The following is a 15,269-nucleotide window of genomic DNA, read 5'->3' as shown; positions in this document are numbered from 1 at the left end:
GAAACGGACTCCGACTATTTCCGTCACATCCGGGAAGAAGGGGGATGTTCCCCACCTTCGGCAGGGAGCAGCCCAATGCCCGAACATCCGTCTCTGTACCTGCTCTGCTGCGCAGCGCTGCGAGTCCCTCCGGTCGGAAAATTCCGGAAGACGTGACGGAATGTTTCGGAACGCGGATGAGGGGTCAACAGAAAGCGCCGCCGGGCGGGTGCCGCTGGCAGCGCTGTTCCCCGCTCATGTTCTCCGGCTCAGTCCACGACCTCAAAGCCCAGCTTCTGCGCCTGCTCCACGAAGAAATTGATGTTCTCGCTCAGGGTCTGCGGGCCCAGGCTCTTGCGCCAGTGCTCGCCGGTGGCGGCAATGATCAGGGTCTCGGCCAGGCAGGCGGGCACCTGCCCCTCGCCAAACTGCAGGTCAATGTTGCTGGTCATGCCGCCAGGGGGGCGCACCACGCCGCCGGGAATCACGCGCACGCCCGGCATGGTCAGCACGCTGTCATGCACGTCGGCGGGGCGGCCCTCATCGAAGATCCAGGCGCCGGTCTTGACATGCTGCGGAAAGATCACCGGATTGGGGTCGCTGGTGGCCGAGAAGATCAGGTCGGCGTCTTTCAGCGGCTCATAGCTGGTGGTCGTGATGATCTCGGTGTCTTTCGCGGCGCGGCGCAGGGTGGCGGCGCTGCGTTCCAGGCGCTCCACGTCGCGCCCCACCATGATCAGCCGGCCCACCTGCGGGGCGATGGTGCGCGCAATGCCGAACGCCACCACCCCGTTGGCTCCCACCACGCCCGCCGTGGCGTGCTTCAGGTCGCGGCCCTGCGCGGCAAAGTGCTCCAGAATGCCGGGAATGGCCGCCTTGATGGTGCCGGAGGTGTAGGCGCCGCCGTTGGTCACGGTGATCTCGGGAACGGCCGCCTGCACGTCCACCCCCTTGTTGCCCACCACCGACCAGAAGGCGCCCAGCCCAAAGACCTCGGCCCCCAGTTCCTGGGCCAGCCGCGCGCCCTCGATGGCGCGGCGGGTGGCCAGTTCCGGCTGGTCGCGGAACACGTCGGGCAGCAGGGGGCTGGACAGCAGGTAACAGCGAATGCGCTTGCCGTCCAGGGTACGGATGCCGTGCAGTTCGCCCACCTTCATGGGCCGCATGCTCTCGGCCAGCTGGCGCACGCCCTTTTCGCTGATGATGCCCCGCTCTACCAGGGGACGCAGCCACGCAAAGCGCTGCGCACTCCAGAAGTTCTCCAGCGTCATGGGGTGAATCATGAAGGCGGCCACCACCTCGTCGGGGCGGCGCCCGGCCAGCGGCACCGGGTCACCCAGGCGGGGCTCGGTACCGTCCAGCAGGCGGCCCAGGTTCTCCTTGAAGCGCCACGTGGCGGCCACCAGCAGCGCCAGCGCGCCCAGCTTGGCAGCCGGGCCCAGCGGCAGCAGGGCCACGGCCAGCGCAAAGGCCAGCAGGCCCGCCAGCGTGGCGGCACTCACAAAACCCCAGTACCCGGCCACCCCGGCGTACACCACCACCGGCAGCGCCGCTGCCCACAGCGGCAGGGCGCCCGTGACCGCCAGCGCCGAGAGCACCCCCAGCAGCAGCAGGTTGCCCCGGCCACGCGGCGGGCGCTGGCCGTACAGGGCGCGCGGCGGATTCAGGTGCCCCAGGTACGCCGCGAGCGCCGCGAGCACCGTGACCTCCGGGCGGCCCAGGCTGGACGCCATCAGCACCGCCACGAAGCCCTTGGCGGCGTCCAGCAGGGCGCTGAGCAGGGCCAGCCGGGGGCCCACGAGATGCAGAACGTTCTCGACCCCCAGGTTATGCGCGTTGGTCATGCGGACATTCACGCCCGCGCGGGACAGCAGCGTCTGTCCTGCGGGCAGCGTGCCCACCAGAAACGCCACGAGCAGCAGCAGGGCCGAGAGAAACACCATTTCGCCATTGTAGGGGAGGGGTGAGTGGTGGGTGGGGAGTGGTCAGTGGCGGGTGGGGCATGCAGGCCCCGTGTCCCTGAGACTGGGCCAGGACGTGCGGCAGAGCGCGCCGCGCTGGCCACGACCGGCGCCCAGGCGGTGCCTGAAAGGGCCAGCAGCGCGCTGGGTTTGATCCGGTGCCAGGACCGTGCGCCCGCTCAGCACCGGCTCTCTCCTTACCCCCCCATGACCCTCTCCCCCTCGCCGCCCTGCAGGTGCTGGGTTTCCCACACCAGATCGCGCAGTACCCAGCCGCTGCCGGAAAAGCGCAGCCCCAGCCGCAGTTCGCCCAGCAGGTACTCGCGCACATCGGCCACCGGCGTGCCCTGGTCCACGGCGTCACCCAGGGTGCGCTCGCCGTCCAGCAGGCGGGCCACCGGATGCAGGGCGGCGCGCTGTTTGGTGGGCTGCAGCTTCAGGCGCTGCCACTCGAAGCGGCCCCGGGGTTCCAGCGCGCCGCTCTGCACGTTCTGGGCCACCGTCTGCGCCACCTGAAACAGCGGCATCTCGGCGCTGAGGGCCGCCGAGCGCACCGAGCGGCCCCCCGGCACGTCGAACAGCGGCACGCGGCCTTCAAACACCTGACTGGGGCTGCCAATCACCTGACACACCTGTATCCACTCGTCACTCAGGCGGGCCCAGTCGGTGGAGAAGTGGCCGTAAGGCCCCAGGGGCGCGCCGGTGACGGCACGCGGCGAGAACATGAACATGCCGGCGTCCACCAGCAGGGGGCAGGCGTGAATGGCCTCGGTGCCCAGCCAGTCCAGAATGCCCCCCGAGACAATTTCTCCGCCCACAAACGCCACGGTGAACGGCACGTCCGTCTGAACCTCCAGCACCCCCGTCTGACGGGTCGTGTGAATCAGCTCGAGTACACCCAGAAGCGGAACGTCGCTCAGAAGCCCTTGCATGGATGAGCGCACGGTACCATCTTTCCGGCCGCGTGACGCTCCTGCACCTGAAGGGTGGGTCAGTTGCCCGGATGGGCCACCCGCAGGTCGGCCCAGGCGCCGCCCAGTTCGTGGGCCACGTCGGTGGCGCCCAGGCCGTAGCCGAAGACCCGCGCGGCGCGCTCGCCGGCGCGGGCGTGCAGACGCACGCCCACCCGGGCGGCCTCGCCCGGCCCCAGCCCCTGGGCCAGCAGCGCGGCCAGCAGCCCCGAGAGGGTATCGCCCATGCCGCCGCTGGCCATCCCCGGGTGCCCGCCGCGCGACACGCTCAGGCCCTGATCGTCGGCCACCACACTGGGCCCGCCCTTGAGGATCACCACGCCGCCCAGCCGGGTCTGCAGGGCGCGGGCCGCCGCCAGCGGCTCACGGGTGATGTCGGGCGTGCCCACGCCCAGCAGGCGCGCGGCCTCGCCGGGGTGCGGGGTCCACAGGCACCCGGCGTGCCCGTGTCCGGCCAGTTCGGGCTGCAGGGCGTCGGCGTCCAGCACGGTGGGCAGCCCCCAGGCCAGCACCCGGCGGGCGTGCCCAGCCGCCCCGGGCCCCAGGCCCATGCCCAGCGCCACGGCGTCCGGGCGGGCGTGGTCTTCGGCGGCCAGAAAGGCCCCCAGGTTGGCGTGATGGCGCACCATCAGCTCGGGGTACAGCAGCGGCAGCTCGGTTCCGCTGTGTACCGTTACCAGCCCGGCCCCGGCGCGCAGGGCGCCCAGCCCGGCCAGCAGCGGCGCCCCGGCCGTGCCCGGATGGCCGCCCACGATCCACACCCGCCCGGCGGTGCCCTTGTGGGCGTCGGCACCGCGCACAGGCAGGACTGCGCCCAGCTCGGCGTCGCCGGGCTGCGTGGCCACCGCCTCGGCCAGGGCCCAGCCGGGCGGCAGGCGCAGTGGGGCCACCACCACCCGTCCAGCGCGTGCGGCGGCCGGGCCAAACAGCAGCGCCGGTTTGAGACCGCTGAAGGTCACGGTGACGTCGGCCTGCACGCTCTGGTCTGCCCCGGCCAGTTCGGCCTCCAGGCCGCTGGGCAGGTCCAGGCTCAGCACCGGGCTGCCCAGCGCGCGGGCCGCGTTCAGCGCCGCGATCACCCCGGCCAGGGCCGGGCGCAGCGGCGGCTGAAAGCCGGTGCCCAGCAGGCCGTCCACCAGCACGGTGCTCGCGTCTGCCCGCCGGCTCAGGGCCGCTGGCGTGAGGGCGACCGTCTGACCGCCCACCGCCCGCCAGCGCCGCCGGTTGGCCCGCGTGAGCGGGTGACGCGACGGCAGCGCCAGCACGGTGGCGGGCGCGCCCAGCGCCAGCAAATGCCGCGCGGCCACGAAGGCGTCGCCGCCATTGGCACCCCCACCCGCCAGCAGCAGAGCTGCCCGGCCGGGAAAGGCCCGGGTCAGCTCATCGGCTGCCGCACGCCCGGCCTCTTCCATGGCCAGGTCCAGCAGCCCGGCTGCCGCAAGGCGCGCGTCCAGGCGCCGCACGCTGTTCGGGGTCAGTATGGCCTCACCCTCCCTGGCCCCGTTCATCTCAGCCGCCGCGCAGGGCCAGGTAGGCGATCAGGCCCAGGCCCGCCAGCAGCCCCCAGCGCAGGTGGCGCAGCGCCGGGCTGGCAGCAAAGCGCTCTTTCATCTCGGCGTCGGTGTCGTCCTTGGACCGCTTCATGGCCAGGCGCTGGCCCCGGCGAATACTGCGCACGCCCTCGGCCACCTTGCCCTGGCGGCGCAGCGCCACCCCTAAGTTGTGGTGCCCGCCGTCATAGTCGGGGTTGATGCGCAGCACCTCGCGGTAGGTGGCTTCGGCCTGGGCAAAGCGCCCAGCTTCCATATCCAGGTTCCCCAGGTTGGTCAGGGCGCGGTAGTGCCCCGGGTCGGCCAGGCGGGCCTCGTCCAGCACGCGCCGGGCGTCGTCGGCCTCGCCGCGCACCGCGTGCAGTATGCCCTGCATGTTCAGCGCCTCGGCCCGGGTGAGCGGCTGGGCCAGGGCGCCCGAGAGCCGTTGTTGCAGCGCCGCCGGGTCCGTTTCCTTCTGGCTGCCCTCCAGGGCGTTCAGGGCCGCCAGCACCTCGTCAGGCGGCACCTGCGCGCGCAGCGCGGCCAGCAGCGGTTCGCCCGGCGCGTCGTCCAGGGCGCGGCGGTACTCGCCCAGCGCCCGGCGCGCCGAGGGGTAGCGCCGGGCGCGCACCGCGTCCTGCACCCCGTCCAGCGCCCCCAGGGCCTCCTGCACGGGCGCGGCCTCGCCGGCCAGCCGGGCGGTAATGGCCGCGCGGCGCCAGTCGCCCGCCGCCACCAGTTCGCGGACGGGAGGCAGCGCCGGGGCCTCCGGCAGCCCACTCATGCCCGCCCCCGGCGGCAGGGAACAGGCGACCAGACTGCAGCGGCTCCTAAGCGACTCACGCGCCGAGTATACTGACGCGTTTCCGGCGCGGGCGGCCCCTCCCGGTCACCCCCTCTTCTCTCATGTCTCACCCTGACCCCACCCCGCGCGACCCTGCTCTGGCGCCGCTGTATTCCCCGGCGCGCGTGCGCGAACTGCTGACGCGCCACGGCCTGAAACCCACCAAGAGCCTGGGCCAGAACTTTCTGATTGACGGCAACATCCTGCGCGCCATTGCCGAGGCGGGCGGCGCCCAGCCCGGGGTGCCGGTGCTGGAAATCGGCCCCGGCCTGGGCGTGCTGACCCAGGAAATTGCCCGGCGTGGCGCGCAGGTCACCACCTTGGAAAAGGACGAGCGCCTGCGTCCGGTGCTGGCCGAGACCCTGGACGGGCTGGAGGTGCAGGTGGTCTGGGGCGACGCCCTGAACTTTGACTACGCGTCGCTGCCCGCCGGCACCCGCGTGATCGCCAACCTGCCGTACTACATCACCGGGCTGCTGCTCTCGCGCTTCATGCGCGCGCCGGGCATCGTGAGCGCCACCGTGCTGGTGCAAAAAGAGGTGGCGCAGCGCCTCGCGGCCAAGCCCGGCAGCGACAACTACGGCTTTCTGAGCGCCATCGCCTCGCTGTACGGCAGCGTGCGCCACGTGCGCGACGTGCCCAAGGGGGCCTTTTTTCCTGCCCCCGACGTAACCAGCAGCGTGGTGCGGCTGGACTTTGACCGCAGCCGCCCCGCCCCCGAGCCCGAGTTCCTGAGCTTCGTGGAAACGGCGCTGCACCACCGCCGCAAGACGCTGCGCAACAACCTGCGTCTGGGCGGCTTTGAGGGCGAGGCCATTGACGAGGCCCTGGCGGCGGCTGGCCTGCGCGGCGACGTGCGCGCCGAGGACGTGGCCCTGGGTGACCTGCGTGACATGGCCGTCAAACTGGGCGTGGTACGGTAGTCGCACGCGTTTTCACCGCCATGATCGCCATTCTGTGACGACTGAGGGCCCTGTGCGCCCTGGAGGGTTATGAAGTTCTATGTTATCGGCGACGTGACCGTCGACCATCTGTATCACCTGCGCCGCCTGCCCAAGCCCGGCGAGGAAGTCACGCCCACGCAGGCCAGCATGAAGCCCGGGGGCGCGGGCGGCACCATCAGCGTGACCCTGGCCCGTCTGGGTCACACCGTCACCCTGGCCGCCCGGGTGGGCACCGATCCCTTTGCCGAATACGCCCTGAGCCACGTGCGCGACAGCGGCGTTCTGGAAGGCGCCATTCAGCGCGACCCCGAACGCCTGACCAGCACCATTACCGTGATGCAGACGGCCAGCGGCGAGCGCGCCATGATCAGCCACGGCGCCGCCAACCGCCAGCTGGACCCGGCGGGCCTGAAGGTGGCCGACATTGAGGGCGCCGACGCCCTGATCATCAACGCCTACGCCCTGACCGAGGGCCCGCAGCGCGAGTACACCCTGGCCGCCATTGCGGCGGCGCGCGGCGCCAAGAAGCCGGTCCCCGTGTTTCTGGACCTGGGCACCGGCGCTGTGAACAAGGTGGGCACCTCGCTGCTGGGCGACGTGATTGCCGCCGATTACCTGATGCTCAACCAGCACGAGTTGCAGGCGCTGACCGGCACCGGGTCCATCAGCGCCGCGCTGGCCGGACTGGGTGCAGCCGGCGCGCAGCGCGTGGTGGTGAAGGTGGGCAAGATGGGTTCAATCACCTGGACCCCCACCGAGACTGAACTGGTGGACGCCATTCGCCCCGAGGGACAGGTCGTGGATTCCACGGGGGCAGGCGATACCTTCACCGCCACTTTCGCCCACGCCATCCTGAACGGCGCGGGCATGTCGGAAGCGGCGCGCGCCGCCAACGCCGCCGGGGCCCTGGCCGCCACCGGCATCGGCGCCCAGGAACGCCCCATCACCCCCGCCGATCTGGCCGGCGTGCTGCCCGGCGTGGCGGTGCCGTCGCCGGCCCCCACCCCAGCCCCCAAAGCCACCCGGGGCCGCAAGAGCACGGCGGGGTAAAAGGGGAAGGCAAGGGGACGGTCCGCTCAGCCACGCCGGCTGGGCGGCCGTTTTTTGGCCATGAGCCATGGGCACAGGCGCCTTTCCTCGTGGCGCATAGCTCAGGGCTCAGAGCCCATAGCCCTGCGCCTGCGCGCTACCCTGCGGCCGTGACCTACAACCCAGACGTTCCCACCGTTCGCCGCCCGGTGTATGCCCGCCGGGGCATGGTCGCCACCTCGCAGCCACTGGCCGCCCAGGCGGGGCTGTGGGCGCTGCAGCAGGGCGGCAACGCCGTGGACGCCGCCATTGCCACGGCTGCCGCCCTGACCGTGGTGGAGCCCACCAGCAACGGCATCGGCGGCGACCTGTTCGCCCTGGTGTGGGCCGGGGGTGAGCTGCACGGCCTGAACGCCAGCGGCGCGGCCCCTGCGGCCCTGACCCTGGACGTGCTGCGTGAGCACCACGGCGGCCAGATGCCCCGGCTTGGCTGGACCCCGGTCACCGTGCCCGGCGCCGTGCGCGGCTGGGCCGACCTGCACGCGCGCCTTGGCCGCCTGGACTTTGAACTGGTCCTGACCCCTGCCATCCGGTACGCCGAGGAGGGCTACCCGCTTTCACCCGTCCTGGCGGCCAACTGGGCGCGCGCCGCTACCATTTACCGCCGCCTGAACCGCCCCGACATGGCCGAGTGGTTTGCCACCTTCCTGCCGGATGGGTTCACGCCGGCCCCCGGCGCCCTGTGGCATTCGCCCGGTCATGCCCGCACCCTGCGCGAGATTGCCCGCACGGCCGGCGCCGCCTTTTACGAGGGCGAGCTGGCCGCGCAGATCGGCGCCCATGCCCGCGCCGGGGGCGGCCTCCTGACTGGCGCCGATCTGGCTGCCCACCGCAGCGAGTGGGTGACGCCCATTCACACCGAATTCGACGGCCACCGCGTCTACGAGATTCCGCCCAACGGCCAGGGTATTGCCGCCCTGATCGCCCTGAACGTGCTCTCGGGGCTGGAGCTGCCAGAGCGCCGCGACGATCCCCGGGGCCTGCACCTGCAGATTGAAGCCATGAAGCGCGGTTTTCACGACGCCCACAGCGACGTGGCTGACCCACGCCACGTGCCGGTGGACGTACCAGGGCTGCTGTCCAGCGCCAATGCCAATGCCCACCGCGCTCACCTGGGCGAGCGGGCCCACGACCCCCAGACCCGCGCCCCCAGCACCGGCGGCACCGTGTACCTGGCCGCAGCCGACGAGGACGGCGGCATGGTCAGCCTGATCCAGAGCAACTACATGGGCTTTGGCAGCGGCGTGGTGGTGCCCGGGACCGGTATTGCCCTGCACAACCGGGGCCACAACTTTCACACCGACCCCGCGCACCCCAACGCCCTGGCGCCGGGCAAGCGGCCCTACCACACCATCATTCCGGGTTTTCTGGGCCGCGCGGACGGTACCCCGGTGGGCCCCTTTGGCGTGATGGGCGGCTTCATGCAGCCCCAGGGCCACCTGCAGGTGGTGCTGAACACCGTGCGCTACGGCATGAACCCCCAGCAGGCGCTGGACGCCCCGCGCTGGCAGTGGCTGGACGGCCTGCGCGTGGAGGTCGAGCCCAGCCTGGGCGAGGGGCTGACCCGTGAACTGATGGCCCGGGGCCACAGCGTGACGGTGCAGCCCGAGGCCGGTTCGTTTGGCCGGGGCCAGATGATTCGCCGCGATCCACAGACCGGCGTGCTGGAAGGCGGCACCGAGACCCGCACCGACGGCCACATTGCGGTGTGGTAAGACCGCTGCGCCTGAGCACAGGCAAAGGCGGCCAGCTGCTGGCCATGCGCCGCTGGTTGCTGCTCCCACTGCTTCTCGCCCGGGCCAGTGCGGGCGGCCTGGATCCTGTCACCCGCAACGACGTGCTGTGCTGGGTGCCAGGGGTCGTGCAGGCCTCGGTGAGCGCCGTTGACCCAGCGAGGCTGGAATCCTATACCGCCAAACTGCAGGTGAACGTCCGGGGAGCCCCGGTGCAGGTCTATCTGACCACGGGGGCCAACCCGGACGCCGTGGCGCTGAACCTGAACCGCATCAACACCGTGATGGCTTGGGTACCAGCCGCTGTCCCCAGCCCGGCCCAGCGGGAAGCGGTGACGCGCGTGGCGCTGACCTAAGGACGTTGCACCTTACGTTGCGACTTTTCGGGAGAGCACCGCAAAGTCTCCACGCCCGGTGCAACATACTTTGTTCGAGACTCGCTCTGCGGCGCCGCTGTTCCAGCCCGCTCGGTTGATCTCAAGATCAACAGCGAGCGACTTAAGTAGCTGGTGGATAAGAAGTAGGATTCGGGCATGGGCCGTCCCACGCGACGAATCGAGATCAGCGAAGCTGCTGACCAGCAGCTCCGTGCGCTGGAATTCAATGTCCACGTGCATCCGAAAGTGCGCTTTCGGGCGACCCTGCTTCGGTTGCACCGTGCCGGCTGGACGGTCACCCAACTCGCGCAGCACTTTGATCGCAATCCGCAAGCGGTGCACAACGATCTGACGCGTTTTGAGCAGCAGGGCCTCGCGGGGCTTGCCGATGGGCAAGCCCCAGGCAAACCGCCGCTGGTCACCGCTGTGATCGAGCCGTTCCTCCACGAGAAACTGCGAGAAGACCGCTTCTGGACAGCCTCGATGCTCTGCGAGGCCGTCGCACAGCAGTTTCAGGTAACGATCAGTCCAAGAACCATGGCCCAGCATCTGCACCGCCTGGGTTACACCTGGAAGCGGGCGAGGTACTCGCCCGCCAAAACGCTCGACCCAACCCTGCAACACGAACACGCCGCGTCCATCGAGACGCTGAAAAGGGGGCACTGGATGGCAAACTCCGGTTGAGTTTTCTGGATCAGACGGGCCTGGGGTTGATGCTGTCCATCGGTTCGACGTGGACGCCTCGGGGCTCGGGGTGTCAGTTCGAGATCCCCACACGGTGGGGATCAAGTGGACGCATCAACCTCATGGGCTGTTTCACGTTTGACGGGGCCGATACCCGCCTGGACGTGCGCGAATTGAACGGAAACTGCACGGGCGAACAGGTCATGGCCTTCCTCGACACCGTGGCACGGACCTGTGACCCCCAGCGGTTGACCGTGGTGGTGTTGGACAATGCGCCCTTTCACAAGGGCGCGGCCCTGCGCGGGAAGATCCCCCACTGGGAGGCCCAGGGACTGTATCTCCGGTATCTGCCGCCCTACGCGCCGATGTTGAATCACATCGAGACTGTCTGGCGACAACTCAAGGGCTTTTTGATGCCCAGGCGCTGCTATGACTCTGTTGCTCAGCTGCGCGATGCCCTCGGCGCCGCTTTAACTGCCCTCGGCGCTCAGTTTATCTAACAATGATCCGCGAGATACTTAACTGCGCGTCTGTGCTCGCGTGGGCCCGGCGCAGGCGGCCCAGATTCAGGCCCTGGCGCGGCAGGACTGGCAGGCACAGCTGGGCTTTCAGGAGACGTGGGTTGGCCCCTTCAAAGTGGGCTGGGCCGACGGTGACGGCCTGAATATAGGCGGCAAGGACCGCGCGGGCATAACGGCCGACTGGCCCGCTGCGCAGAGCCGCTGCCTGTTTTCCGTGCCTACAGCGCGCGTGTGGTAAACACCATCACCTCGCTCCCTTCTTCCAGCGGGCCACCCTGAAAGGAGCCACTCACCCGGGGGCTTTCGAAGCCCGCACAGCGCAGCAGCCATTCCATTTCAAAGCGGGTGTAATAGCGCTGGGTCAGGGTGTAGTGACGCCGCTTCAGGGTGCCGTCCGGGGCGGTGGTGTCCACGTGGTACTCGGTGGTGACGTGCTGGCGCGCTTTGTCGTGGCGCTGCACCAGAAAGACGTCGGTGCGGCTGCCGTCCGGGGCGTGGAAGGTTTCGCCCTCGTGGCGCACGGTGTTTGGCTTGCCAAAGCGCGGCACGTACAGATCGAAGGCAAAGGTGCCCCCCGTGACCAGATGCGCGTGAATGTTCTCCAAGGCCTGCAGCTGCTCGGTGGGCGTGTACAGGTGCATCAGGGCATTGAAGGGGGCCAGCACGGTGGCAAACCGGTCCTCCAGCCGGAAGGTTCCTGCCTCGCCCTGCACAAAGCGCACCGTCAGCCCACCTTGCGCCGCGCGTGCCTGCGCCCGCTCGATCATGCGCGCGCTGGGCTCCAGCCCGGTGACCTGCACGCCGCGCCGCGCCAGAAAGGTGGTCACCCGCCCTGTCCCCGACCCGATCTCCAGCACCGGCCCCGCCGCCTGCTCCGCCACCCGCGCGTAGTGGTGCAGGTCGTCGCGGTAGACGTCGTACTGGTGGTCGTACAGGTCGGCAAAGTCATCGTAGTTCACAGGGAGAAGAGTAAAGGGCTCTGGGCTCTGGGCCATGAGCCATGGGGAAAAAGCGAGAGACGGGGGTGGGCCTACTGCCTCCTTCTCCCATTCCGGCCGCACCTCCCGATCTTTCCCCCATGGCCCAGAGCTCATGGCTAAAAAAAGCCGCCCCCCCGGACGCGGGAAGGCGGCATCAACTCCTGTCCCCTCAGTTCACCCGGACGCTGTTGGCCAGGGTGCGCACCACGGCCTCATTTTTCGAGTAGTCCTTGAGGTTACCGGCAATGGTGATCACCAGCATGCGCCCGCCCGCGCTGGTCACCATCAGTTCGCGGCGCAGTTCGTCGCCCTGGCCGGGGGTGGTGAACACGAACTGGGCCCAGGGCGCGCCGCCCACCTGCACCAGATTGGCTTTCAGACTGCGGATGTTGGGCACCTGGGCGCGGATCACGCCGGGAAACTGCTCGACCAGCTTGGCCACCTCGTTCTGCGCCAGCTTGCTCGCGCGCCACTCAAAGGCCACACTCACCTTGCGGTCCTCGGTCATGAACACAGCGTCAGGGCGGCCAGCGGCCGAGGGAAAGGCCGTGCGAATGCCGGCGGCACTCAGGGTCAGCAGTTTGGCGTTCGGTTCAACCGTCACGGGCACGTTGCCCAGTTTCACGGGCACGGCACTGGCGAGGGTGGCCGCGCCCAGGGCAGCGGTCAGCGGTACAGAAAGGAAGCGCCTCATGTCTGTGCCACCCTACCTGCCACGCGGGGGCTGCTCATGAACTGGGCATGAGGAATGTGCGGCCCTCTGGGCCTCGTCCTGACGCTCTGGGCTTTAGAGGGCCGCCGCCACAAACCTGGCAGCCCGCGCCCCGATCATCATGGTCGCCGCGTTGGTGTTGGCGTGCAGAATGCGCGGCATCACGCTGGCGTCGCCCACCCACAGGCCCCGGGTGCCGCGCACCGCCAGGGTGCGGTCCACCACGGCGCCGTCGCCGTCGCCCAGGGCCGCCGTGCCCACCGGGTGGTACAGCGTGGCGCACTCCTGAGCCACAAAGGCGCGCAGCGCCGCCTCGCTGCGCACCCCCTCGCCGGGCAGCACCTCGGCGCCGCGCAGGCCCCTGAGGGGCGGAGCCGCCGCAATCTCGCGCGCCTGCCGCACGCCCGCCAGCAGGCTCTGCAGGTCGCGCTCGTCGGTCAGGTAGGCCGGGTCCAGCACCGGGGGCGCCAGCGGATCGCGCGAGGCCAGCGTAAGGCGGCCCCGGCTGTGCACGTCCACCAGCACCGGCCCCACCGAGAAGTGCGCGCCGGGGGCGGTCTGAAAGCCGTGGTCACGGAAGTAGGCGGGTCCAAAGTGAAACTGAATGTCCGGGTCCTCGTCGGGGCGCAGGCCGGGGCGGGCGTGGGAAAAAGCGGCGGCCTCGGCCACGTTGCTGCTCAGGGGCCCGGTGCGGTTCCAGGCGTAGCGGGCCAGCGCGGCGGCGGGCGGGCCACTGTCCAGCGAGGGCACCAGGGAGCGGGTAATCACCGGCACGGCGAGGTGGTCCTGCAGCCCCGCCCCCACGCCGCCCAGCGCTGCGCGCACCGGGATATTCAGCCGCTCCAGTGCCGCGCGGGGCCCCACGCCCGAAAGCAGCAGCAGCTGTGGGGTTTGCAGGGCTCCGGCGCTCAGCAGCACGCCGCCCGCCGGGGCATCCAGGGTGCGGCCCTGCCAGCGCAGGCGCACGCCCGCCGCGTGGGTGCCGTTCCACAGCAGTTCCAGCACGTGGGCGCCCGTCAGCACCGTCAGGTTGGGGTGGTTCAGCACCGGCCTGAGAAAGGCGCGAAAGGCGCTGTAGCGCTCGCCGCCGCGGTGGTTGCTTTCCAGCAGGCCCGCGCCGGCCAGTTCCCCGTCGTTGAAGGTGTCTGCTGGCTGCAGGCCCAGCCCCAGCGCCGCCGAGGCCACAAAGGCGTGACTCAGGGCATGCGACTGCGCCCGCGCGCCCACCGGCATGGGCCCGCCCTGGCCCCGGGTGGGCGAGGCGGGCCCCCGGTAGTCCTCCAGCGCGCGGAAGGTAGGCAGCACGTCGGCCCAGGTCCAGCCCTCGCCCCAGCTGTCGAAATCACGCTTTGAACCGCGAATCCAGATGGTGGCGTTGATGGCGCTGCTGCCGCCCAGCACCTTGCCGCGCGGCCAGTAGAAGCTGCGCCCGGCAGCGTGGGGCTGGGGCACGGTGGAAAAATTCCAGTCCACCCGCGTGCGAAAGAGCTTGCTAAAGGCCCCCGGCGCGCGAATCAGCGGGTGGGTGTCCGGGCCGCCGGCCTCCAGCAGCAGCACCCGCAGTCCGGCGTCCAGCAGCGCGCGCGCCGCCACGCACCCGCCGGACCCGGCGCCCACCACCACCACATCTGCCTGTCCCCCGCTGCCTGTTGTCATGTGCGGCGAGTATAGGCCGGGGGCGGGCCGCGCCCGCTACACTTCCCCGCATGAGCCTTCCCCTTCCCACCGGTTTCACGGCCGCTGCGATGGCCGCCGGCATCAAGCCCAGCGGCAGGACTGACCTGAGCGGTGTGGTGTCCAGCCACGACTGCACCTGGGCCTTCGCCGGCACCCGCTCCACCACCGCCGCCGCGTGCGTGGAGCGCAACCGCGAGTTGTACGCAGCGGGCGGGCCCGTGCGTGCCCTGCTGGTGAATGCGGGCAACGCCAACGCCGCCACCGGCGCGCGGGGCGAACGCGACAACGCGGACATGGCCGGGGCGTTCGGCAGCGTGCTGAACGTGCCCGCAGCGGCCGTGCTGACCGCCAGCACCGGCATCATTGGGCACCTGCTGCCCATGGACCGCGTGCTCAGCGGCATTGAGCATCTGCCGGACGAACTGGCGAGCGGCGCCGACCTGTTCGCCGCCGCCATCATGACCACCGACACGCGGCCCAAGACGGCGCACGCCACCCTGAGCACCGGCGCGCGCATCGTGGGCACGGCCAAGGGCAGCGGCATGATTCACCCGGACATGGCCACCATGTTTGCCTTTGCCTTTACCGACGCGGCAGTGGAGGGCGAGGCGCTGCGCGCGGCCTTTCCGGCCATCGTGAACCGCACCTTCAACGCGGTGACGGTGGACGGCGACACCAGCACCAACGATATGGCCGCCGTGCTGGCCAACGGACAGGCGGGCGAGGTGCCGCTGGGCGAATTCCTGGCTGCCCTGGAAGGCGTGATGCGCGACCTGGCCCGGCAGATCGCCGCCGACGGCGAGGGCGCCACCAAACTGCTGACCGTGCAGGTCCAGGGCGCGCGCACCGAGGCCGAGGCCCTGGCCGCCGCGCGCACCTGCTGCGTGTCTCCACTGCTGAAAAGCGCTGTGCACGGCAATGATCCCAACTGGGGCCGCGTGATCATGGCCGTGGGGCGCAGCGGCGCCGCCGTGGACGTGGCCCAGCTGAAGGTGAGCGTGCAGGGTCAGCCGGTGTTTGCCGGCCAGCCGCTGCCCTATGACGCGGCGGCCGTGAGCCGGAGCATGCAGGCAGAGGAAGTGGTGTTCACCGTGGCCCTGGGCGTGGGCGAGGCCCGGGGCGAGGCGTGGGGCTGCGACCTGAGCGCCGAATACGTGAGCATCAACGCGGACTACACGACCTGAACGCAGGGAGACGTGGGGCGGGTGGAGGGCAGGTGATCTGGGACCCTGACGCCGGGAAGGTGAGAGAGGAGGTTTGACCTT

At 70.4% G+C, this 15,269-nt stretch carries 15 protein-coding genes; 8 read left to right on the top strand and 7 right to left on the bottom strand.

Features of this window, described 5'->3' with window-relative positions; all coding sequences use genetic code 11:
- Nucleotides 1–248: 248 nt before the first annotated feature.
- The 4 genes from C8263_RS03005 to C8263_RS02990 all read right to left on the bottom strand — a co-directional run bounded on the left by C8263_RS03005 (nt 249) and on the right by C8263_RS02990 (nt 5,227).
- Nucleotides 249–1,922, bottom strand: coding sequence for a glycerol-3-phosphate acyltransferase (locus C8263_RS03005; protein ID WP_107136625.1), 1,674 nt, complete (start codon nt 1,920–1,922; stop codon nt 249–251).
- A 215-nt stretch (nt 1,923–2,137) separates the two neighbouring features.
- Nucleotides 2,138–2,872 (bottom strand): DUF4388 domain-containing protein, encoded by a 735-nt coding sequence (locus C8263_RS03000; protein WP_107136624.1) that lies wholly within the window; start codon nt 2,870–2,872, stop codon nt 2,138–2,140.
- Between the two features lie 59 nt (nt 2,873–2,931).
- A complete protein-coding gene (locus C8263_RS02995; protein ID WP_233218607.1) occupies nt 2,932–4,419 on the bottom strand; it encodes an NAD(P)H-hydrate dehydratase in 1,488 nt (495 codons plus the stop codon).
- 1 nt (nt 4,420) lies between these two features.
- Nucleotides 4,421–5,227, bottom strand: a complete 807-nt coding sequence (locus C8263_RS02990; RefSeq protein ID WP_107136623.1) for a tetratricopeptide repeat protein — start codon at nt 5,225–5,227, stop codon at nt 4,421–4,423.
- Nucleotides 5,228–5,349: 122 nt separating this feature from the next.
- Between C8263_RS02990 and rsmA the strand changes: the two genes are divergently transcribed.
- The 7 genes from rsmA (at nt 5,350) to C8263_RS18775 (ending at nt 10,873) form a co-directional block, all read left to right on the top strand.
- Entirely contained in the window at nt 5,350–6,210 is an 861-nt protein-coding gene (rsmA, locus tag C8263_RS02985; protein WP_107136622.1) for a 16S rRNA (adenine(1518)-N(6)/adenine(1519)-N(6))-dimethyltransferase RsmA, read from the top strand.
- Nucleotides 6,211–6,279: 69 nt separating this feature from the next.
- Nucleotides 6,280–7,281 carry a carbohydrate kinase family protein gene (locus C8263_RS02980; protein WP_107136621.1) on the top strand — a complete coding sequence of 334 codons (1,002 nt, stop codon included), beginning with the start codon at nt 6,280–6,282 and terminating at the stop codon, nt 7,279–7,281.
- 206 nt (nt 7,282–7,487) lie between these two features.
- Nucleotides 7,488–9,035: a gamma-glutamyltransferase family protein gene (locus C8263_RS02975; protein ID WP_107136747.1), complete on the top strand. Its 1,548-nt coding sequence runs from the start codon at nt 7,488–7,490 to the stop codon at nt 9,033–9,035.
- Nucleotides 9,029–9,409: a hypothetical protein gene (locus tag C8263_RS02970; protein WP_107136620.1), complete on the top strand. Its 381-nt coding sequence runs from the start codon at nt 9,029–9,031 to the stop codon at nt 9,407–9,409. The genes C8263_RS02975 and C8263_RS02970 overlap by 7 nt, the downstream gene beginning before the upstream one ends.
- Before the next feature lie 177 nt (nt 9,410–9,586).
- Nucleotides 9,587–10,114, top strand: a complete 528-nt coding sequence (locus tag C8263_RS02965; protein ID WP_107136619.1) for a winged helix-turn-helix domain-containing protein — start codon at nt 9,587–9,589, stop codon at nt 10,112–10,114.
- Nucleotides 10,111–10,614 (top strand): transposase, encoded by a 504-nt coding sequence (locus C8263_RS02960; RefSeq protein ID WP_158263730.1) that lies wholly within the window; start codon nt 10,111–10,113, stop codon nt 10,612–10,614. The genes C8263_RS02965 and C8263_RS02960 overlap by 4 nt, the downstream gene beginning before the upstream one ends.
- Nucleotides 10,615–10,654: 40 nt before the next feature.
- On the top strand, nt 10,655–10,873 hold the full coding sequence (locus C8263_RS18775) for a hypothetical protein (RefSeq protein WP_146160567.1): 219 nt from the start codon (nt 10,655–10,657) through the stop codon (nt 10,871–10,873).
- Here the strand turns inward: C8263_RS18775 and C8263_RS02955 are convergent.
- The 3 genes from C8263_RS02955 to C8263_RS02945 form a co-directional block, all read right to left on the bottom strand.
- Nucleotides 10,854–11,594 carry a class I SAM-dependent methyltransferase gene (locus C8263_RS02955; RefSeq protein ID WP_107136617.1) on the bottom strand — a complete coding sequence of 247 codons (741 nt, stop codon included), beginning with the start codon at nt 11,592–11,594 and terminating at the stop codon, nt 10,854–10,856. The genes C8263_RS18775 and C8263_RS02955 overlap by 20 nt on opposite strands.
- 190 nt (nt 11,595–11,784) lie before the next feature.
- Nucleotides 11,785–12,309, bottom strand: coding sequence for a hypothetical protein (locus tag C8263_RS02950; RefSeq protein WP_107136616.1), 525 nt, complete (start codon nt 12,307–12,309; stop codon nt 11,785–11,787).
- A gap of 93 nt (nt 12,310–12,402) precedes the next feature.
- The gene (locus C8263_RS02945; protein ID WP_107136615.1) at nt 12,403–13,983 is read right to left on the bottom strand and encodes a GMC family oxidoreductase; all 1,581 of its coding nucleotides are present in this window, start codon (nt 13,981–13,983) and stop codon (nt 12,403–12,405) included.
- A gap of 50 nt (nt 13,984–14,033) precedes the next feature.
- On the opposite strand from C8263_RS02945, the gene argJ reads away from it, so the two are divergent.
- On the top strand, nt 14,034–15,188 hold the full coding sequence (argJ, locus tag C8263_RS02940) for a bifunctional glutamate N-acetyltransferase/amino-acid acetyltransferase ArgJ (RefSeq protein ID WP_107136614.1): 1,155 nt from the start codon (nt 14,034–14,036) through the stop codon (nt 15,186–15,188).
- Nucleotides 15,189–15,269: the final 81 nt, after the last annotated feature.

Source organism: Deinococcus arcticus (assembly GCF_003028415.1).
GTDB classification, from domain to species: Bacteria; Deinococcota; Deinococci; order Deinococcales; family Deinococcaceae; genus Deinococcus; species Deinococcus arcticus.
This window is presented reverse-complemented; position numbering and strand designations above follow the sequence as displayed.